General features: G+C 71.8%; 21 protein-coding genes. 12 read left to right on the top strand and 9 right to left on the bottom strand.

Going from position 1 to position 17,842, the window contains the following annotated elements:
• The first annotated feature begins 163 nt into the window (after positions 1-163).
• The gene (locus ACTMTF_RS14675; RefSeq protein ID WP_441111107.1) at positions 164-841 is read left to right on the top strand and encodes a histidine phosphatase family protein; all 678 of its coding nucleotides are present in this window, start codon (positions 164-166) and stop codon (positions 839-841) included.
• A 91-nt stretch (positions 842-932) separates the two neighbouring features.
• Here ACTMTF_RS14675 and ACTMTF_RS14670 read toward each other — a convergent pair whose 3' ends face one another.
• Entirely contained in the window at positions 933-1,463 is a 531-nt protein-coding gene (locus ACTMTF_RS14670; RefSeq protein ID WP_441111106.1) for a uridine kinase family protein, read from the bottom strand.
• Positions 1,464-1,535: 72 nt separating this feature from the next.
• On the opposite strand from ACTMTF_RS14670, the gene ACTMTF_RS14665 reads away from it, so the two are divergent.
• Together ACTMTF_RS14665 and ACTMTF_RS14660 are read left to right on the top strand one after the other, a co-directional pair.
• On the top strand, positions 1,536-2,693 hold the full coding sequence (locus tag ACTMTF_RS14665; protein WP_441111105.1) for a CaiB/BaiF CoA transferase family protein: 1,158 nt from the start codon (positions 1,536-1,538) through the stop codon (positions 2,691-2,693).
• Between the two features lie 70 nt (positions 2,694-2,763).
• Entirely contained in the window at positions 2,764-4,257 is a 1,494-nt protein-coding gene (locus tag ACTMTF_RS14660) for a carboxyl transferase domain-containing protein (protein ID WP_441111104.1), read from the top strand.
• Here the strand turns inward: ACTMTF_RS14660 and ACTMTF_RS14655 are convergent.
• Genes ACTMTF_RS14655 through ACTMTF_RS14640 form a run of 4 tightly spaced genes read right to left on the bottom strand, consistent with a single transcriptional unit; the run spans position 4,254 to position 6,831 of the window.
• Positions 4,254-4,646, bottom strand: a complete 393-nt coding sequence (locus ACTMTF_RS14655; protein ID WP_441111103.1) for a hypothetical protein — start codon at positions 4,644-4,646, stop codon at positions 4,254-4,256. The two genes, ACTMTF_RS14660 and ACTMTF_RS14655, sit on opposite strands and share 4 nt — an antisense overlap.
• Positions 4,643-5,089, bottom strand: coding sequence for a hypothetical protein (locus tag ACTMTF_RS14650; protein WP_441111102.1), 447 nt, complete (start codon positions 5,087-5,089; stop codon positions 4,643-4,645). Before ACTMTF_RS14650 ends, ACTMTF_RS14655 begins: the two co-directional genes overlap by 4 nt.
• 10 nt (positions 5,090-5,099) lie before the next feature.
• Positions 5,100-5,891, bottom strand: coding sequence for a carbon-nitrogen hydrolase family protein (locus ACTMTF_RS14645; protein WP_441111101.1), 792 nt, complete (start codon positions 5,889-5,891; stop codon positions 5,100-5,102).
• Positions 5,851-6,831: a DUF418 domain-containing protein gene (locus ACTMTF_RS14640; protein WP_441111100.1), complete on the bottom strand. Its 981-nt coding sequence runs from the start codon at positions 6,829-6,831 to the stop codon at positions 5,851-5,853. Before ACTMTF_RS14640 ends, ACTMTF_RS14645 begins: the two co-directional genes overlap by 41 nt.
• A gap of 56 nt (positions 6,832-6,887) precedes the next feature.
• Here ACTMTF_RS14640 and ACTMTF_RS14635 point away from each other — a divergent pair, with 56 nt between their 5' ends.
• Positions 6,888-8,054, top strand: a complete 1,167-nt coding sequence (locus ACTMTF_RS14635) for a pyridoxal phosphate-dependent aminotransferase (protein ID WP_441111099.1) — start codon at positions 6,888-6,890, stop codon at positions 8,052-8,054.
• Here the strand turns inward: ACTMTF_RS14635 and ACTMTF_RS14630 are convergent.
• Positions 8,051-9,169, bottom strand: a complete 1,119-nt coding sequence (locus tag ACTMTF_RS14630) for a ring-opening amidohydrolase (protein WP_441111098.1) — start codon at positions 9,167-9,169, stop codon at positions 8,051-8,053. The genes ACTMTF_RS14635 and ACTMTF_RS14630 overlap by 4 nt on opposite strands.
• Positions 9,170-9,298: 129 nt before the next feature.
• Here ACTMTF_RS14630 and ACTMTF_RS14625 point away from each other — a divergent pair, with 129 nt between their 5' ends.
• The 3 genes from ACTMTF_RS14625 to ACTMTF_RS14615 all read left to right on the top strand — a co-directional run bounded on the left by ACTMTF_RS14625 (position 9,299) and on the right by ACTMTF_RS14615 (position 11,444).
• On the top strand, positions 9,299-9,973 hold the full coding sequence (locus tag ACTMTF_RS14625) for an alpha/beta fold hydrolase (protein WP_441111097.1): 675 nt from the start codon (positions 9,299-9,301) through the stop codon (positions 9,971-9,973).
• 142 nt (positions 9,974-10,115) lie between these two features.
• Entirely contained in the window at positions 10,116-11,201 is a 1,086-nt protein-coding gene (locus tag ACTMTF_RS14620; RefSeq protein ID WP_441111096.1) for an FUSC family protein, read from the top strand.
• An 84-nt stretch (positions 11,202-11,285) separates the two neighbouring features.
• Positions 11,286-11,444, top strand: a complete 159-nt coding sequence (locus ACTMTF_RS14615; protein ID WP_397003893.1) for a hypothetical protein — start codon at positions 11,286-11,288, stop codon at positions 11,442-11,444.
• Between the two features lie 55 nt (positions 11,445-11,499).
• Here the strand turns inward: ACTMTF_RS14615 and ACTMTF_RS14610 are convergent, their stop codons facing one another.
• Entirely contained in the window at positions 11,500-11,700 is a 201-nt protein-coding gene (locus ACTMTF_RS14610; RefSeq protein ID WP_441111095.1) for a hypothetical protein, read from the bottom strand.
• A gap of 100 nt (positions 11,701-11,800) precedes the next feature.
• On the opposite strand from ACTMTF_RS14610, the gene ACTMTF_RS14605 reads away from it, so the two are divergent.
• Positions 11,801-12,328: an SseB family protein gene (locus ACTMTF_RS14605; RefSeq protein ID WP_397002402.1), complete on the top strand. Its 528-nt coding sequence runs from the start codon at positions 11,801-11,803 to the stop codon at positions 12,326-12,328.
• Here the strand turns inward: ACTMTF_RS14605 and ACTMTF_RS14600 are convergent.
• Positions 12,245-13,327 (bottom strand): hypothetical protein, encoded by a 1,083-nt coding sequence (locus tag ACTMTF_RS14600; protein ID WP_441111094.1) that lies wholly within the window; start codon positions 13,325-13,327, stop codon positions 12,245-12,247. The genes ACTMTF_RS14605 and ACTMTF_RS14600 overlap by 84 nt on opposite strands.
• A complete protein-coding gene (locus ACTMTF_RS14595) occupies positions 13,306-14,295 on the bottom strand; it encodes a hypothetical protein (protein ID WP_441111093.1) in 990 nt (329 codons plus the stop codon). The genes ACTMTF_RS14600 and ACTMTF_RS14595 overlap by 22 nt, the downstream gene beginning before the upstream one ends.
• 95 nt (positions 14,296-14,390) lie before the next feature.
• On the opposite strand from ACTMTF_RS14595, the gene ACTMTF_RS14590 reads away from it, so the two are divergent.
• The 4 genes from ACTMTF_RS14590 to aroB are packed head-to-tail and all read left to right on the top strand — an operon-like array spanning position 14,391 to position 17,834.
• A complete protein-coding gene (locus ACTMTF_RS14590; RefSeq protein WP_441111092.1) occupies positions 14,391-15,026 on the top strand; it encodes a prepilin peptidase in 636 nt (211 codons plus the stop codon).
• A 44-nt stretch (positions 15,027-15,070) separates the two neighbouring features.
• Positions 15,071-16,252 (top strand): chorismate synthase, encoded by a 1,182-nt coding sequence (aroC, locus tag ACTMTF_RS14585; RefSeq protein WP_397002394.1) that lies wholly within the window; start codon positions 15,071-15,073, stop codon positions 16,250-16,252.
• Complete coding sequence (locus tag ACTMTF_RS14580) at positions 16,249-16,761, top strand: shikimate kinase (protein ID WP_397002392.1); 513 nt, start codon at positions 16,249-16,251, stop codon at positions 16,759-16,761. Before aroC ends, ACTMTF_RS14580 begins: the two co-directional genes overlap by 4 nt.
• The gene (gene aroB, locus ACTMTF_RS14575; protein ID WP_441111091.1) at positions 16,758-17,834 is read left to right on the top strand and encodes a 3-dehydroquinate synthase; all 1,077 of its coding nucleotides are present in this window, start codon (positions 16,758-16,760) and stop codon (positions 17,832-17,834) included. The genes ACTMTF_RS14580 and aroB overlap by 4 nt, the downstream gene beginning before the upstream one ends.
• The last annotated feature ends 8 nt before the right edge of the window (positions 17,835-17,842 follow it).

Here is a 17,842-nt window from a genome sequence, read left to right as displayed (position 1 = left end):
AGCGGGCGGCAGGTTCCGGATGAAGACGGGTTGGGTTTCGTCGGGAGCGCGAGCCCATGACGCCCACCACCCGGCGTCGGCACCTGAGCTGAAGTTGTGCTGCCGAAGGTTGAGTCCTCCGGCCGACCGTACAAGATTGAGGGGTTTGTTGGAGAATGAGGTCATGTGCCCGACGCGGATCATCGCCGTGCGGCACGGCGAGAGCGAGGCCAACGTCGCCTACCGGCAGGCGGGCGACGATCCGCTGGTCTACGAGCGCGGCGACGACGAGGTGGCGCTGACCGAGGCCGGCCGGACGCAGGCCGCCGCGCTCGGCCGCCTGCTGGCCGCCCTGCCCTCAGGCGAGGCGCCCGAGCTCGTCTGGTGCTCGCCGTACCTGCGGGCCCGCCAGACCTGGGCCGTCGCCCAGGAGACATGGGATGCGGCCACCCTCCCGCTCACGGTGGACGAGCGGCTGAGGGACCGGGAGTGGGGCCTGCTGGCTCCCTACAACGAGGCCGCCATCGCACTGCGCTTCCCCGAGGAGCTGGCCCGGCTGCGGGCGGAGGGCGAATACCGCTACCGCCCGCCGCAGGGGGAGTCCTTCGCGGACGTGGCGGCCCGCCTGCGCGACCTCCTCCCGGACCTGCGCGAACGGGCGCGCGGGCGGCGGGTGCTGATCGTCGCGCACGACTCCGTGGTGCTCGTGCTGCGGCACGTGATCGCCGAGTCCCCGGACGCGGAGCTGGCCGGTCTGGCGGAGTTCGCCCCGATCCTGAACGCCTCCGTTTCGACCTGGCACGCGGCGGACGGCCGGCTCACGCTGCTGCACTTCAACGCCGTTCACCACCTGGAGCCATGATCCCGCACCCCGGCCGGGAGCGAGCCACAGCGGTCGAGCATCCTCCAGTGGGTCGAGCATGCTCCGGTGGCTCACCCAGTGACGAGCGGGCCTAGGTGGTGATGATCTCGTCGGCCCTGGCGCGGGTGCCGTCGGCGGCGAACCAGGCGCGTTCGGCGGCGAACCAGCTCCGCCACTGTGCCGCGAGCTCCTCGCCGTCCCGGCCGAGGACGCGCCGCAGCCGCACCTCCTCGGCCGCCTCGACCCAGATGACGTACGCCAGCAGGCCCGCCGCCGAGGCCCGGGCCGTCCCCACCCCCTCGATGACGAGCACCGGCGCCACCGGCACCACGACACGGTCCCCGTAGTCGCCGCGTACCCAGTCATACCGGCGAAAACAGCCGGACCGGCCGTGGCGCAAGGGCTGGAGGACCTGCCGGTCGAGGGCGTCGAACCAGGGGCCCGGCCCTTCGTCCCAGGGCACCGGGAAGTCGTCGCTGTGGATCACCTGGCAGCTCAGGGCGGTCGCCAGCCGGTCGGCGAGGGTGGTCTTGCCCGAGCCGGCGGGACCGTCGACGGCCACCAGGCGGACCGGGCCGCAGGAGGGCGGGCGGGCCTGGATGCGACGGGCCAGGGAGATCACGGGGCCCAGGTTAGGCGACGGTGGAGCTAAGCCTGAAAGAATGGCCGTTTCGGACCATTCTGGAGGTCGATCTTGCTCGGACCGCTGGGTGACATCGTGGTGCTCGATCTGTCCAGGGCCCTCGCCGGCCCGCATGCCGCGCAGATGCTCGGGGACCTGGGCGCCCGGGTCATCAAGGTGGAGCATCCGGACGGGGGAGACGAGTCGCGGGACTGGGGACCGCCCTTCGTAGGCCCAGATCGCGAAATATCGACCTATTTCCTTGCGGCTAATCGCAACAAACAATCCATCGCCGTCGATCTGAAGTCACCCGACGGCAAGGAGCTCATCGAGCGGCTGGTGGCCCAGAGCGACGTGCTGGTGGAGAACTTCCGCACCGGCGTGCTCGACCGTCTCGGCTTCCCGGTCGACCGGCTGCACGAGCTCAACCCCAGGCTGGTCGTCCTGTCGATCACCGGGTTCGGCCATGACGGCCCCGAGGGCGGCCGGCCGGGCTACGACCAGATCGCGCAGGGGGAGGCCGGGCTGATGTCGCTGACCGGCCCGTCCGGCGACGAGCCGTACCGGGTGGGCGCCTCGGTCGCCGACCTGCTCGCCGGCATCCACGGCGCGTACGGCGTGGTCGCGGCCCTGTACGAGCGCGAGCGCACGGGCCGGGGCCGGGTCGTACGGACGTCCCTGCTGGCGGCGGTCACCGGCGTGCACTCCTACCACGGCACCGCCTGGACCGTGGGCGGTCAGGTACCCCGCGCGAACGGCAACCATCACGCCTCGATCGCCCCTTACGGCGCTTTCCGGTGCGCGGACGGGATGCTACAGATCGCCGCCGCGAACGAGGTCCAATGGAAGAAAGTGGCCTCGCTACTCGACATTGACCCGCATATAGCGAAATATGCGACCAACAGGGAGAGATTCGCGCACCGGGATGAGCTGATCGCCGACATGGAGAAGGCCTTGGCCGCCCACGACCGGGCCCACTGGCTGGCCAGGCTCGGGGAGGCCGGAGTCCCGGCAGGCGCCATCCGCTCACTCGACGAGGTCTACTCCTGGGAGCAGACCCGCTCCCAGGGGCTGCTGGTCGAGGTGGACCATCCGGTGCTCGGCACGATCGAGCTGCCAGGGCCACCGCTGCGCTTCGACGGCCTCACGGGCATGACGCACACCGCGCCGCCCGCGCTCGGCCAGGACGGCGGCGACGTGCTCCGCTGGCTCGAAGAACGAGAGCGATGATCGGGTTTCACGGGCACCGATCGGCGCTCTCGTGCGTCAACATGGGATCACCGGTGGACGAAAAGGAGCGATGGTGAGCCGTCCGGACGCGCGTACGCTGATCGAAACGGTCCTCGACGGGGGCTCGTGGATATCGTGGGACGCGCCGCCCGACGACCCTGCGGAGCCGGGCTCCTCCTATGCCGAGGAGCTGGCCGCGGCCCGGGTCAAGTCGGGCTATGACGAGGCGGTGGTCACCGGCGAGGGGCTGCTGGGCGGGCGCAGGGTGGCCGTGGTGGCGTGCGAGTTCTCCTTCATGGCCGGGTCGATCGGGCTGGCGGCGGCCGAGCGGATGGTCTCCGCGATCGAGCGGGCCACCCGTGAGCGGCTTCCGCTGCTGGCCGCGCCCGCCTCGGGCGGCACCAGGATGCAGGAGGGCGCGCTCGCCTTCGTGCAGATGATCAAAATCACGGTGGCGGTGCAGGCGCACCGGACCGCGGGCCTGCCGTTCCTGGTCTACCTGCGCCATCCGACCACCGGCGGGGTGTTCGCGTCGTGGGGCTCGCTCGGGCACGTCACGGCGGCCGAGCCGGGCGCCCTCATCGGCTTCGTCGGCCCGAGGGTGTTCGAGTCGCTGCACGGCTACCCGTTCCCGGAGCACGTGCAAGTGGCGGAGAACCTGCACGAGCACGGGCTGATCGACGCGGTGGTGGCGGCGGACGACGCGCGGGACGCCGCGATCGGCGCCTTGTCCGTGCTGTCCGACGACGGGTCGAAGGCCGTGGCGGGGGAGGCGCCGCAGGAGGATCTGCGGCCGGTCGAGGCGTGGGAGGCGATCACCCGCTCGCGCCGCGACGACCGGCCGGGCGTGCGGACGCTGCTCAAGCTGGCCGCCACCGACGTCACGCCGCTCAGCGGCAGTGGCGCGGGCGAGAACGAGCCCGGCCTGCTGCTGGCCCTGGCCAGGTTCGGCACGGCTCCGGCCGTGGTGCTGGGCCAGGACCGGCGCAGGCAGCGGGCCAATGCGCCGCTGGGCCCCGCGGGACTGCGGGTGGCCAGGCGCGGCATGCGGCTGGCCGCCGACCTGGGGCTGCCGCTCGTCACGGTGATCGACACGGCGGGGGCGGCGCTGTCGAAGTCCGCCGAGGAGGGCGGGCTGTCCGGTGAGATCGCCCGCAGCCTGGCCGAGCTCGTCACCCTCGACGCGCCGACGGTCTGCCTGTTGCTCGGCGAGGGCGCGGGCGGGGCCGCGCTGGCGCTGCTGCCGGCCGACCGGGTGCTGTGCGCGCAGCACGCCTGGCTGTCGCCGCTGCCGCCCGAGGGCGCCTCGGCGATCCTCTACCGCAGCGTGGACTTCGCGCCGGAGATCGCCCAGGCGCAGCGCATCCGCGCCACCGACCTGCGCCGCGACGGCATCGTGGACCGGGTCATCCCCGAGGTGCCGGACGCCGCCTACGAGCAGCGGGCGTTCTGCGAGCGGGTGGGCCGGGCGCTGGAGTACGAGATCGCCGGCCTGCTGAAGCGGACCCCGGCGGACCGCATGGCCACCCGCCTGTCCCGCTACCGCACGCTGGGCCGCCGCTAGGGGACGGGGATCCGTTCGACCCGGATCGAGAAGACCTCCTCGCGCGGCACCACGACCTCGTAGGCGCCGTGGTCGACCATCCAGTAGCCGAGGGCCTCGGCCTTCATCCCGCTGTGGCCGGTGTAGGCGATGTGCAGGCCGTCGTCGTCCTCGTCGAGCACGATGCACGGCTCGCCGCCGAACGTGCCGACGGTGCGGATCAGCACGAGCCCCTCCAACTCAGGCCGGGCGATGGCGCGCCGCCAGTAGCCGGCCGCGGGCTCGAAGCCGTCCAGCTCCTCCTCGCTGAACAGCACCACCTGGTCGTCGGGCCCGAGCGCGGCGGGGAGGGTGCGCTCGCCGAACCGGGCGACGAAGCCGGAGGCGACGGGGGTGATCTCCTCGCTCATGCCGCGGGCCGCCAGGTCAGCCCGTCGTAGTCGGCGAACGGCCGCTCGCCCTCGCCGGTGATGTGCACGATCTGCGCCCCTGCCGGGATCGGCGTCGGAATGGTGTGGAACTGCGGCACCACGTGGTCGCGCGAGGTGGTGAACCCGTTGCCGGCGAAGGGCGGCGTGTCGCTCCAGTCGCCGCCCATGTGCGGGCCGTAGGGCACGGCGTAGGTGTCGATCTCGCGCGCGTGCCAGCGCATGACGTAGAGCTCGGGCACCTCGCCGGTCAGCTCCGAGCCGTCGAACGACAGGTCTAACCCGGAGAAGAGCTGCATGGGCGTGGTCAGCCTGGCGCAGTCCTGCACGCGGTAGACGTAGCCGGATATGACAGTGCGCTTGCCCGAAAGGTACGGCACGAGCAGACGCGGCGGGACCACCTTCTGCATCTGCGTTCCGCTCACGATTCCCACTTTACGATCTACTGATCCCCAGAACCCGATGTTCGAGACAGGGCAAGGTGGCCCTGTAGGAGGCGGTCGCCTCCAGGTCCAGATGGACGACCTGGACGCCGGGTGAGGCGCCGAGGTCGGCCCGGACCACTCCCAATGGGTCGACGAGCATGCTGTGGCCCACGCCGTAGCCGTCCTTGGCCTCGGCCGGGTTGGGCGCCTGGCCGACGGCGGCGGTCCACATGGTGTTCTCCAGCGCTCGGGCGCGCACCAGGGTGACCCAGTGGTCCTCCTTGAGCGGGCCGGAGCCCCAGGCGGCGATGACGGCGAACATCTCGGCGCCCCGGTCGACGAGCGCCCTGGTCAGCTCGGGGAAGCGGATGTCGTAGCAGGTGACCAGCCCGACGCGGATCCCGGCGAGCTCCACCACGGTGGGCTCGGCGCCGGGGGCGACCAGCTCGGACTCCTTCGCGCCGAAGGAGTCGAACAGGTGGATCTTGCGGTAGGCGCCCTTGATCTCGCCGTCGCGGTCGATGGCCACGGCGGTGTTGTGCACCCGGCCCGCGCCGGGCTCGAACGTCCCGGCGATCACCGCGAGGCCGTGCTCCCTGGCCGCCTCTGCCAGGCCGGAGACGAAGGGCCCGTCGAGCGGCTCGGCCAGCTCGGAGATGCGCCTGCCGTAGCGGGTGAGCGTCGCCTCGGGGAAGATCGCGAGGTCCGCGCCCTCGGCTCCGGCCAGAGCTTCGCGGACCCTTGTCAGGTTGGCCGCCGGATCAGGTGACACCGGGATCTGGCAGAGGGCGATTCTCGTCACGGCCCGACTCTAACCCGTTCGGCACGTACCGAAACCACGTCAGGCATCGCCAGATCCACTCAAGCGGTCCATACCTGTAGCGCCCCAGCCACCACCTGCTGAAAAGGACCTGCACGGCCAGCGTGACGGCCGCCACCGCGATCACCGACCAGCGGGTCGGATCGGTGTCGAGCAGTGGCTCGGCGAAGAAGATGACCAGGGTGCCGGAGACGTAGTTGGTCAGCGCCATCTTGCCGAGCGGCTCCAGCGCCGCCGACAGCCACGGCCGCAGCGCCAGCAGCAGCCCGGTGGAGTAGGCGGCGGCCCCGGCGATGGCGGCGGTGAGGTAGACGGTCCAGTCGCCGGTGGCCGCCCAGACGGCGACGAGCAGCGCGGAGGTCAGCACGCTCACCGCGAACGCGGGCGCCAGCAGCCGCCGGGACGGCCGCAGCCGCATGAGCCCCATGCCGATCAGGAACGCGGCGGGGATGAGCAGGGGCCCGGTGGGGACGATCTCGGGCAGGCCGTCGAGCGGCAGGACGCCTCCGTCGTTCACCAAGCTCCAGCCGAGCAGCGCCAGGCCGAGCACCAGCACGGGGACGCCGCCGGGCAGGAACGACGCGGGCACGAGCACCAGCGCGCCGAAGAACGCGTAGTCGATCAGCACCTCGCCGGTGTACCAGGTGTGCTGGATCAGCCCGAACATCAGCAGCCAGAACAGCCGCCGCAGCAGCACCCACCGGTCGGCCCGCTCCAGGAACAGCACGAAGCTGATGCCGAACAGCAGGGAGAAGATCGGGTAGAAGCGGCTCTGGAAGAGGTTGTCGATGGCCCAGTCGATGCCGGTGGCCGGCTCGTGGCCGGCGTGCTGCCAGGTGTTGACCAGCATGATCCCGCCCACCGCGAAGCCGCGGAGGGCGTCCAGCTCGCGTATACGCGTCCCAGTGCTCAGAGAAACCACCTTACGAGGTCTCCAGCGGTCCGAAGATCACCGGCCCGGCCTACTAGTGTGAACATGTGACGGAACCACTTGTCTCCCGGATGCGCTCCTTCGGCACGACGATTTTTGCGGAAATGAGCGCCCTGGCCACCCAGACCGGAGCGATCAATCTGGGTCAGGGCTTTCCCGACACCGACGGGCCCGCGGCGATGCTGGACCGCGCCGTGCACGCGATCAGGTCGGGAGCCAACCAGTATCCTCCGGGCCCCGGCGTCATGGAGCTGAGACAGGCCGTGTCGGAGCACCGGGCCGAGCACTACGCGCTCGCCTACGACCCGGCGGGCGAGATCCTGGTCACGGTCGGCGCGACCGAGGCGATCGCCGCCTCGGTGCTCGCGCTGTGCGAGCCGGGCGACGAGGTGATCGCCTTCGAGCCCTACTACGACTCCTACGCCGCCTCGATCGCGCTGGCGCAGGCTCGGCTGGTCGGGGTGACGCTGCGCCCTTCCGGTGGCCGTTTCGCCTTCGACCCGGACGAGTTGCGCGCCGCCGTCACGCCGCGGACGCGGATGATCCTGGTCAACTCACCGCACAACCCCACCGGTACGGTCTTCACACGCGAGGAGCTGACCCTCATCGCGGAGCTCTGCCAGGAGCACGACCTGGTCGCGGTCACGGACGAGGTGTACGAGCACCTCACGTTCGACGGCGTCGAGCACATCCCGCTGGCCACGCTGCCGGGCATGCGGGAGCGCACGGTGATGATCTCCTCGGCGGGCAAGACGTTCTCCGTCACCGGCTGGAAGACCGGCTGGGTGTGCGCCCCCGCCGAGCTGGTCACGGCCGTGCAGACGGTCAAGCAGTTCCTCACCTTCACTGCGAGCGCGCCCTGGCAGGTGGCGGTCGCCTTCGGGCTGCGGCACGAGCGGGAGTGGGTCGCCGCCCTGCGCGCCTCCCTGCAGGACAAGCGGGACCGGCTGATGGACGGGCTGTCGGCCGCGGGCTTCGAGGTGTTCGAGCCCGCGGGCACCTACTTCGTGCAGACCGACATCCGCCCGCTCGGCTTCACCGACGGGCTGGAGTTCACCCGCCGGCTGCCGGAGCTGGCGGGCGTGGTGGCCATCCCGACGCAGGTCTTCTACGACCGCCCCGAGCGCGGCGGCCACTTCGTCAGGTTCGCCTTCTGCAAGAAGGACGAGGTCATCGACGAGGCCGTGGCCCGGCTCAAGCGCCTGTCCGTCTAACCCTCCTCCTTCTCCTCCTCCGACAGGTCGGCGATCGCCGCGACCGGGCCGCCGCCCGAGGGGCCCTGGTGCACGGCGGCGACGGAGACGAACACCGCCGGGTCGCCGGTGACGGCCGCCGCCACGCCGCCCACCGTGGCCTTGATCTGGCGGTGCCAGTGCACGTCGGAGTCGTCGAGCATGATGTTGCGCCGGCCCCGGACCCGGCCCGACGGGTCCGCCTCGCACTTCATGAAGACGTTCACCAGCCGGCCGCCCAGGTCGGAGTGGTGCGGGCGGGCGGGCAGGGGCAGGCCCGCGTCGCGGATCGCCTCCCAGATGCCGTCGGCGTCCAGGGCGTCGCGCATGACGCTGTGGCCGATGCGGTAGCGGCCGCCGATGCCCCGTACGTTGCCCACCAGGACGATCTGCGCCCGGTCCAGCTCCACGCCGGACGAGCAGGACGCGACCGACGAGTACAGCGTCAGGTCCTTGTGGATCTGGTCCGCCGACGGCATGTCGATCTCGCCGAGGGCCACCGCGACGCCGAGCGCGGTGGTGGAGTTGGACAGGTCCATCGACGGCCCGGTCTCCTCGATGGCGGTGTCCTGGCCGCGGCTCTTGGCGTCGGTGATGGTGGACAGCGTGAGAAGCGGCGTCTTGGTCTGCACGTAGTGGACGTCGCGCGGGTCGTCGATGCCGGCGATCTTCATCGCCTCGCGCACCCCGGCCGCGACCTTCTCCACCATGGCCGGCCGGCCGATGTCCTCCGGCAGGATCACCTCGCTCATCGCCACCCCGACCGACACGCGCGGCTCGTCGGAGGCGACCGTGCGCGCGGGGTCCACGGTGGCGAAGACGGTGGCGTGCGGGCTCAGCACCCCGTCGGTGCCGCCCGACCACACCAGCGGCACGGTCTCCGGCGCGGGATGCCCCTTGGCCGCCAGCACGTCGCGGAAGGACCGGTCGGCCAGGATGCGCGTGTAGTCGTTCACCCCGCCGTTGCCCTCGGTCTTGCCGACGACGGCGAGGACCCGGCGGGCCTCGATCACCCCGTCGTCGATCAGCCGCGCCAATCCGGAGGCGTCCGTGACGCTCTCGATCGGCACCTTGCGCACTTCGATCGGATCCGGCATTCCTCGCCCCTTCGCACCCGCTGGCCTGGCCCTTGATCGGCATACCCGGCTTCACGTTACTGACGCGGGAAACCGGCTTTCACCGGCAATGTCTGCCAACGTGGGAGGGGACGGCAGTAGTGTCGCGGTGTGATTCGCAAAGCAGTCGTGAACGGGATCATGCTCTCCTTCCGCGAAGAGGGGGATCCGGCCGCCCCGGCTCTCGTGCTGCTGCACGGGCGGACGGCCGACCACAACGACTGGAACGGCTTCACCCAGCACTTCGCGGCCCGCCACCACGTGATCGTGCCCGACCTGCGCGGCCACGGCGCCAGCGGCCATCCGGGGGAGTACCCGCTCCCGGCGATGGCCGACGACATCGCCGCCCTCCTCGCCCAGCTCGACATCGAGCGCGCCACGCTGGTGGGCCACTCGCTGGGCGGCGCGGTCGCCTACCACCTGGCGATCCGGCATCCCGGCCTCGTCCAGCGGCTGGTGCTGGAGGACGCGGTCCCGCCGGTCCCGCTGCTGGGCCGCGAGCCCGTGGTGGAGGACGGCTCCACCGGCTTCGACTGGCGCATGATGCACGACACCGAACGGCAGTTCCGCGAGCCGGACCCGGCCTGGGCGGCGGACCTGGCGACCATCTCGGCGCCGACGCTGGTGCTGTCGGGCGGCCGGGCCAGTCACCTCGACCCCGGCCAGCTGGCCGAGCGCATCCCCGGGGCCAAGCTGGTCACCATCGAGGCCGGCCACCTGATCCACACCACCGAGCGCATGGCGTTCATGCATGCGGTGGACGACTTCCTGGCCGCGCCCTGCTGAGCGCCTCAGTGGCTCCCGTGAAGATCTTGTACGGCGGGCCGACGTTGAAGGCCTCGCCAACGAGGTAGATGGCTACCGGTCCTTTTCGGCCTCCATGGACGGTGTGACCGGAATGTCATAATGATCGGCCAAGGTGGGAAGAGTGGCAACGAAGCTCGGCGAGCACATACGGGAGCGGTTGAGGTCGTTCGGGCTGGTGGCCCCCTCGATCGCGCAGGCCGCCGTGGGCTCGGGGCTGGCCTGGCTGATCGCCACGCAGGTGCTCGGCCACGCGCGACCCTTCTTCGCGCCGATCGCGGTGCTGATCAGCGTCGGCATCGGGCTCGGCCAGCGGCTGCGCAGGGTCGCCGAGCTGGTGGTGGGCGTCAGCCTCGGCGTGGGGGTCGGCGACCTCCTGGTCGCCTGGATCGGCTCCGGAGCCTGGCAGATCGCCCTGGTGGTGGCGCTGGCGATGGTCACCGCCGTGCTGCTGAACAGCGGGGCGCTGTTCGTGGCGCAGGTGGCCTCCTCCGCCGTGCTGGTCGTGGCGGTGCTGCCGGGCGACGACTCGGGTGGGCTGGACCGGATGCTCGACGCGCTCACCGGCGGCCTCGTCGGTCTCGCGGCCGTGGCGCTGATGCCCGCCAGCCCGCTCACCCTCGCCGCCAAGCACGCCTCCGGGGTGCTCGACGCCCTGTCCACGGCGTTGGAGCAGGCCGCCGAGGCGATCGAGAAACGCGACGCCGACCTGGCCGCCGAGGCGCTGGAGGAGGCACGCGGCACCCAGGCCGCGGTCGAGGAGTTCGAGCAGGCGCTGCAGACCAGCAAGGAGATCATCATGATCTCACCGATGCACTGGCACCGCCGGGCCAGGCTGGCCAGGTACGAGACGGCGGCCGAACCGGTGGACCACGCGCTCAGGAACGTCCGCGTGCTCGCCCGCAGAACGCTGGCCGCGCTCGGCGAGTTGCGCCCGCCGCCGCTGGTGCTGGCCGAGGCGATGCGCGAGGTGTCGGAGGCGGCGCTGCTGCTGCAGCTCGAACTGGCGGCGGGCCGCGAGCCCGTCCTCGCCCGGCAGGCCCTGCTGGCCGTGGCGCACCGGGAACGGCCCGAGCAGCTCGGCTTCTCCGCCTCCGTGATCGTGGCGCAGCTCCGGTCGATCGTCGTCGACCTACTCAGAGCCACCGGCGCCGGCCACGAGGAGGCGGAGACCGCCCTCCCCCCGGTGGACGACCCACCACCCGGCTGACGGCCCCGGACGGGGCCGGTTCGCCCGCCGGGTGCCGGGTAAGGGCGGGGATATCACAGCCCTGACCAGGAAGGATTCTGCCTGATGAGCACACCCGACGAGAACGTGCCCGAGAGCGACACCGAGCCCCTGCTGGACGCCGAGGACGACCAGGAGCCCGTCGAGGAGCCCAGGACGCCGGGTCGCGCGGCGATGGAGGCAGCGCTCAAGGCGTCGGGCAAGGCCCTCAGCGACCTCACGTAGCGACCGCCGTACCGAACGGACGTCCCTTCATGGGACGCACACCCTCTCTCGGGGATCAAGGCCCCGGCGTGAGGCTCCGCAGCATGTCGGCGATCTCGCGGACCTCCGTCAGTTTGCCGGACGCGACTGCGACGACCAGGTCATACGCCGCGTCATCGTCGACCGGCTCGAGATCCAAGCCGTTCTTGGCGCAGAAGACGTACAAGGTGAGCCAGCCTGCGCGCTTGTCGCCGTCGACGAAGGGGCGATTGGCCACGATGGAGTGCAGCAGAGCGGCGTACCTTGCCTTGCGTGACCGATCGTTTACGCGAGGCTGGTGCGGGGGGCGAGGCGGAGCGCGGGTAGTCTCGGGCGTTGTGCCGAGCATTCCTCAGCCTCTCGACCCCACCGACGACGGCGGCGCCGCCCCGGCCGTGGCCGCCGCGCTGGCCGCCTACCAGGACGGCACGGCCGGGCCCGACCGGGTGCTCGGCGCCCTCGGCGGCGCCCGCCTGCTCGTCCCCGTCGTCGCCCTGCTGACCGAGTCCGAGGTGGGCGAGCACGGGCTGCGGCAGGAGAAGGAGAGCGAGATGGCGCTGCCCAAGCTCGTCGGCCAGGACGGCAGGCAGGCCGTGCTCGCCTTCACCGGCACCGAGGCGCTGACCCGGTGGCGCGCCGACGCGCGGCCCATCCAGGCGACCACCCTGCAGGTGTGTCAGGCGGCCGTCAGCGAGCAGGCGGCGGCCGTGGTGGTGGACGTGGCCGGGCCGGTGCCGTTCGTGATCGAGGGCGAGGTGCTGCGGGCGCTGGCCGCGGTCGAGTCAGGCACGGTCGACCGTCTCTCCGGCGTCACCGTCGCCCGGGTGGTGCCGGTCAGGAAGCGGCGCTGGTTCTCCAGGAGATGACCGCGCCTCCCACGCGTTGACCGCCCGGTTGGCCGCATGGTTGGCCAGGGCGTGGATGACGTTGATGGTGACGATCGCCGGCGCGACCACCGCGACGAACCCGTCCAGTGAGCGTTCGAAGACCAGCGCCAGGATGACGGCGGTGACGCCGTTCTGCTGGGCCAGCGCCAGGTGCACGCGGTCCATCACCGGCAGCCGCCAGGTGAGCAACGCCGCGGCCAGCATCTGGGCGGCGAACGCGGTGACGCCCAGCACGATTCCCTCGGCGACGTCGACGCCGCCGACCAGCAGCATCCCCATGAGGAGGGCGGCCAGCGGGAACGCCACCGACACCGCCTGCTCGATCCGCCGGCTGTCCGGCAGGCGCAGGAACAGGCCCGCGATCGCCAGGCCCAGCATGAGGAACGTCCACGCGCCGACCAGGATCGCCGTGACCGCGGTCGCGTGGATCAGCCACGGGGGGCCGCCGCGGACCAGCCGCCACACCAGGTAGGCGACGACGGCGAACAGCGCGTTCCAGCCGAGGTCCGCCACTTCGCCCAGCCCCACGCCGTCACCGGAGAAGGCGAGCGTGGCCGCGTACACCGACAGCACCACGGTCACCGGGTCGTCGAACGACGACCAGGCGGCCAGGATCGTCCTGGCCCTGGCCGACAGCCGGGACTCGGTCAGCACGGCGGCCACCGACAGGGGGTCGATCTGGGCGACCGTCACCGCCAGCACCAGCGCGAACGGGTCGTCGTAGAAGAAGAAGATCACGGCGGCGATGAACGCGGCCTTCAGCACCACCCCGACCGTGACCGCGAGCACGATGATGCCGGCGTTCGCGCGCGCCTCGGCCCGGTCGATGCCGTGCGTGCTCCCGTACAGGCCGACCGCCAGCAGCAGTGAACTCGCCAGCATGTACGCCGGCGAGTGCTGGAGACCGTCGAGGCCGGTCAGCTCCGCCAGGCCCCAGCCGGCGAGGAGGACGAGGATCAGGAGCCGGATTCGGGCCACTCGCGCTCTTTCTTGAGGGGACGCAGGACGCCGCCGCGTTCCGGGGGGAGACGCTGGTTGATCGGCGGGAGGGTGAAGTGGCTGCGGATCATGTCGACGAGCCTGGCCATCTTGTCGTCGGCGATGTCGACCTTGCGCTGGTCCAGGGTGACGCCGACGAGATAGCGGCCGCGGTCCACCCAGTAGTGGTAGAGGGCGCCGCGCTCCAGGTCGACGACGGTCCTGATGACCGAGCCGCTCTCCATGGTGCTGAGCTGGGAGTCGAGCCGCTGACCGAGCCAGTCGAGCTGACGGCCGATCTTGAGGTAGCCGTCGCGGCGCTCGTCGGCGGTGGTCTCGTGGAAGAAGTGCCTGAGGTCGGCGTCGTCGAGCACGTCGGTGTAGAAGCAGCAGCCCCGCGTGTCGAAGAACGCCACGAAGTGCAGGTCCTCCTGGTCGACCATGGACACGCAGCTGCCGAGCGCCTTCTCCATCGCCTGGCTCAGCTCCGGCAGGGTCCGGATCAGGATCTCCGACTCGCCTATCACCTTGCGCTTGGTCGTGGTGGGCGCGGGCCCCGCCGTGGCGTCCAGGTAGGGCAGGTAGAGGCCGCGCCGGTAGAGGATCAGCAGGTAGGAGCCGGTCAGCAGGGTGAAGACGCTGAGCCCGATCATGGTCAGCCCGAGCAGCTCGCCGGGCAGGCTGGACCGCCACAGCACCGGCCCGAAACCGGCGACGAACCCGAGGACGAGCTCGACGACGGCGGCCACGGTCAGGGCGGTGACCAGCATCACAGGCAGCCTGCCCCGGACGTTGCCGGCCACGAGCGCCACCAGCGCCAGCGCGACCAGCACGGAGATCACGGTCAGCGCGCGCGAGACGCTGTACTCCTCACCCTCGATGTACCAGGCCAGAATCTCCAGCAACACCGGAACTAGGACGAACGTCGCAATGATCACCGCGAGTCTTGCGTATTTGTCCCGGGTCACGCCGAAATTGTCCGTCGAACACCTGCTCGCCCGCAACAGTGCCGCGTGGACCGCCGCCATGGCGCAACGTTCGCGCCGCACGTAAAGTCTGCCCCGTGCTCGCACTGCTGGCGCTCCTCGGGCTCCTGGCCGGCCACTACGTCAGGACCCTGGCCGGCGCGTTCGGGGCCGACCCCGCCGACACGCGCGCCGAGGCTCGCGCCGCGTTCACGAGCGTCGTGCGTACGGTGCCCGTCCCGGCGTGGCCGCCTCTCTACGAGCTGGTGACCGCCGCCGTCATCGTGCTGGTCGCCTGGCGGGCGGGCCTGCCGTACGTGTACGCCGCGCTGGCGGGCACGGCCCTGGCCGCGATCGACTGGCGCACCTCCCGGCTGCCCGACGTGATCACGCTGCCGTCGTACCCGATCGTGGCGCTGACCCTCGTCCCCACCGGCGAGCTGCCCAGAGCGCTGCTCGGCGGGCTGGCGCTGGCGGCGCTGTACGGCCTCCTGTGGCTGGTCAGGCCCACTGACCTGGGGCTGGGCGACGTCAAACTGGCCGGGCTCATCGGCCTGGCGTGCGCCGCGCTGAGCTGGCAGGCGTGGACCGTGGCGGCGCTCGGCGGGCAGCTCCTCGGCGCCCTCTACGCGGTCCTGCTGCTGGTCACCGGGCGGGGTACGCGCCAGACGCAGTTCCCGTTCGGGCCCTTCATGCTGCTCGGCGCGCTCACCGCGCTCTGTCTCGGCAGGTGAACGGCCGGACATCCCACTAGGCCACACATGGAAGACTTGTAGGCATGTTGCGCTGGTTGACCGCTGGAGAGTCCCACGGCCCCGAGCTCGTTGCCATCCTCGAAGGGCTGCCCGCCGGGGTCCAGGTGACGACGGCCGCCATCGACGAGGCGCTGCGCCGCCGCCGCCTCGGCTACGGCCGGGGCGCCCGCATGAAGTTCGAGCAGGACCAGGTGACGATCTCCGGCGGCGTCCGGCACGGCCGCACCATGGGCAGCCCCGTCGCCGTCCGGGTCGGCAACACCGAGTGGCCCAAGTGGGAGAAGGTCATGGCGGCCGACCCCGTGGACCCGGCGGAGCTCGAAGGGCTGGCGCGTAACGCGCCCCGCTCCCGCCCCCGGCCCGGCCACGCCGACCTCGCCGGGATGCAGAAGTACGGCTTCGACGACGCCCGACAGGTGCTCGACCGGGCCAGTGCCCGCGAGACCGCCGCCCGGGTCGCGCTCGGCGAGGTCGCCAGGCGCTTCCTCAAGCAGGCGCTCGGCGTCGACATCGTCAGCCACGTCACCGCCATCGGCGGCGCCCGCACCCCCGCCGAAGGGCTGCCCGGCCCCGGCGACCTGGCCAGGATCGACGCCGACCCGGTCCGGTGCGCCGATCCCGAGGGCAGCGCCGCCATGATCGAGGTGATCGACCGGGCCCACAAGGACGGCGACACGCTCGGCGGGGTCGTCGAGGTGCTCGCCTTCGGCCTGCCGCCCGGCCTGGGCAGCTACACCCACTGGGACCGCCGCCTCGACTCCCGGCTCGCCGCCGCGCTGATGGGCATCCAGGCGATCAAGGGCGTGGCGCTCGGTGACGGCTTCGAGACCGCGCACCGGCCCGGCTCCCGCGCCCACGACGAGATCGAGTACACCACCGAGGACGGGGTCCGGCGCATCACCAACCGCGCGGGCGGCGTCGAAGGCGGCATGACCAACGGCGAGATCCTGCGGGTCAGCGCCGCGATGAAGCCCATCTCGACGGTGCCCAGGGCGCTCGCCACGATCGACGTCAAGACCGGCGAGGCGGCCAAGGCCCACCACGAGCGCTCCGACGTGTGCGCCGTCCCGGCGGCGGGCGTCGTCGCCGAGGCGATGGTCGCGCTGGTGCTGGCCGACGCCGCGCTGGAGAAGTTCGGCGGCGACTCCGTCGAGGAAGTCGCCCGCAACCTGTCCGGCTACCTCTCATCCATGGTGATCAAATGACCGTCACAACGCCCGCGGCCGTGCTGATCGGCCCGCCCGGGTCCGGCAAGACCACCCTCGGCCGCCTGCTCGCCGAGCGGCTCGGCGTACGTTTCCGCGACACCGACGCCGACGTGGAGGCCGTCGCGGGCAAGCCCGTGGGCGACATCTTCATCGAGGACGGCGAGGACCGCTTCCGCGAGCTGGAGCTGGAGGCCGTGCGGCAGGCGCTGCGCGAGCACGACGGCGTCCTGTCGCTCGGCGGCGGCGCCGTGCTCAACGAGGAGACCCAGGCCCTGCTCGCCGGCCACGCGGTCGTCTACCTGCAGGTGGGCCTGGCTGACGCGGTCGCCAGGGTGGGCCTCGCCGCCGCCAGGCCGCTGCTCGTGCTCAACCCGCGCAGCCAGCTGAAGAAGCTGATGGAGCAGCGGCGGCCCATCTACGAGCGGCTGGCCGTCCTGACGGTCGCGACCGACAAGCGGGAGCCGGAAGAGCTCGCCGACGAGATCATCAAGGGGCTGGGCAGATGACCGCGACCAGGATCGCCGTGCGCGGCGACAGCCCCTACGAGGTCGTGGTCGGCACCGACGTGCTCGGCGAGCTGCCCGGCCTGCTCAAGCCGGGCGTGCGCACGGTCGCCGTGATCCACCCGGAGAGCCTGCCGGAGCTCTCCGGCCCCGTCTGCGCCGTGCTGTCCGAGGCCGGCCATGACGTGGTGCCGCTGCCGGTGCCCGACGGCGAGCAGGCCAAGACCGTCGAGGTGGCCGCGCAGCTCTGGTCCGCGCTCGGCCGCCACGGCGTCACCCGGTCGGACGCCGTCGTCGGCGTCGGCGGGGGAGCGACCACCGACCTGGCCGGGTTCGTCGCCGCCACCTGGCTGCGCGGCGTGCAGGTCGTGCTCGCCCCCACCACGCTGCTCGCCATGGTCGACGCGGCCGTCGGCGGCAAGAACGGCATCGACACCCCCGAGGGCAAGAACCTCGTCGGCACCTTCCTGCCCCCCGCCGGAGTGCTGTGCGACCTGGCGACGCTGTCCGGGATGCCGCGCGCCGACTACGTCGCCGGGCTCGCCGAGGTCATCAAGGGCGGCTTCATCGCCGACCCGGCCATCCTCACCCTCATCGAGGAGGACCCCGAGGCCGCCCGCACGCCGGAGGGACGGCACACCCGGGAGCTCGTTGAGCGCAAGATCCAGATCAAGGCCGACGTCGTCGGCGCGGACCTGCGCGAGGCGGGACTGCGCGAGATCCTCAACTACGGCCACACCCTCGGTCACGCCATCGAGCGCGCCGAGAACTATCGGATGCGCCACGGTGAAGCCGTGGCCATCGGCATGGTGTACGCCGCGGAGCTGTCCAGGCTCGACGGCCGGATCGGCGCCGACCTCGTCGAGCGCACCCGCTCCATCCTCACCTCGGTCGGCCTGCCCACCTCCTACCCCCTCGCCGCCTGGCCGCAGTTGCGCGACCACATGCGGCTGGACAAGAAGAACCGCGGCGCCAAGCAGCGCTTCGTCGTCCTGGACGGCCTGGCCAAGGTCGGCCGGCTCGAAGGCCCGGCGGAGGAGCTGCTCGAAGCCGCCTATCGGGCCATCGCGGGATGAGCCGGGCG

The organism is Nonomuraea sp. ZG12 (genome assembly GCF_052068115.1).
Lineage (GTDB): Bacteria > Actinomycetota > Actinomycetes > Streptosporangiales > Streptosporangiaceae > Nonomuraea.
Note: the sequence above shows the minus strand (reverse complement) of the source record. Positions and strands in the feature narration are given on the sequence as shown.

Excerpts from the sequence above, each read along its gene's own strand:
- ACTMTF_RS14655 (WP_441111103.1), bottom strand. The coding sequence starts at position 4,646 with ATGAGCGAGGAGATCACCCCCGTCGCCTCCGGCTTCGTCGCCCGGTTC.
- ACTMTF_RS14630 (WP_441111098.1), bottom strand. The coding sequence starts at position 9,169 with ATGCCGGATCCGATCGAAGTGCGCAAGGTGCCGATCGAGAGCGTCACG.
- ACTMTF_RS14615 (WP_397003893.1), top strand. The coding sequence starts at position 11,286 with ATGAGCACACCCGACGAGAACGTGCCCGAGAGCGACACCGAGCCCCTG.
- aroB (WP_441111091.1), top strand. The coding sequence starts at position 16,758 with ATGACCGCGACCAGGATCGCCGTGCGCGGCGACAGCCCCTACGAGGTC.
- aroC (WP_397002394.1), top strand. The coding sequence starts at position 15,071 with ATGTTGCGCTGGTTGACCGCTGGAGAGTCCCACGGCCCCGAGCTCGTT.
- ACTMTF_RS14580 (WP_397002392.1), top strand. The coding sequence starts at position 16,249 with ATGACCGTCACAACGCCCGCGGCCGTGCTGATCGGCCCGCCCGGGTCC.
- ACTMTF_RS14675 (WP_441111107.1), top strand. The coding sequence starts at position 164 with ATGTGCCCGACGCGGATCATCGCCGTGCGGCACGGCGAGAGCGAGGCC.
- ACTMTF_RS14660 (WP_441111104.1), top strand. The coding sequence starts at position 2,764 with ATGGTGAGCCGTCCGGACGCGCGTACGCTGATCGAAACGGTCCTCGAC.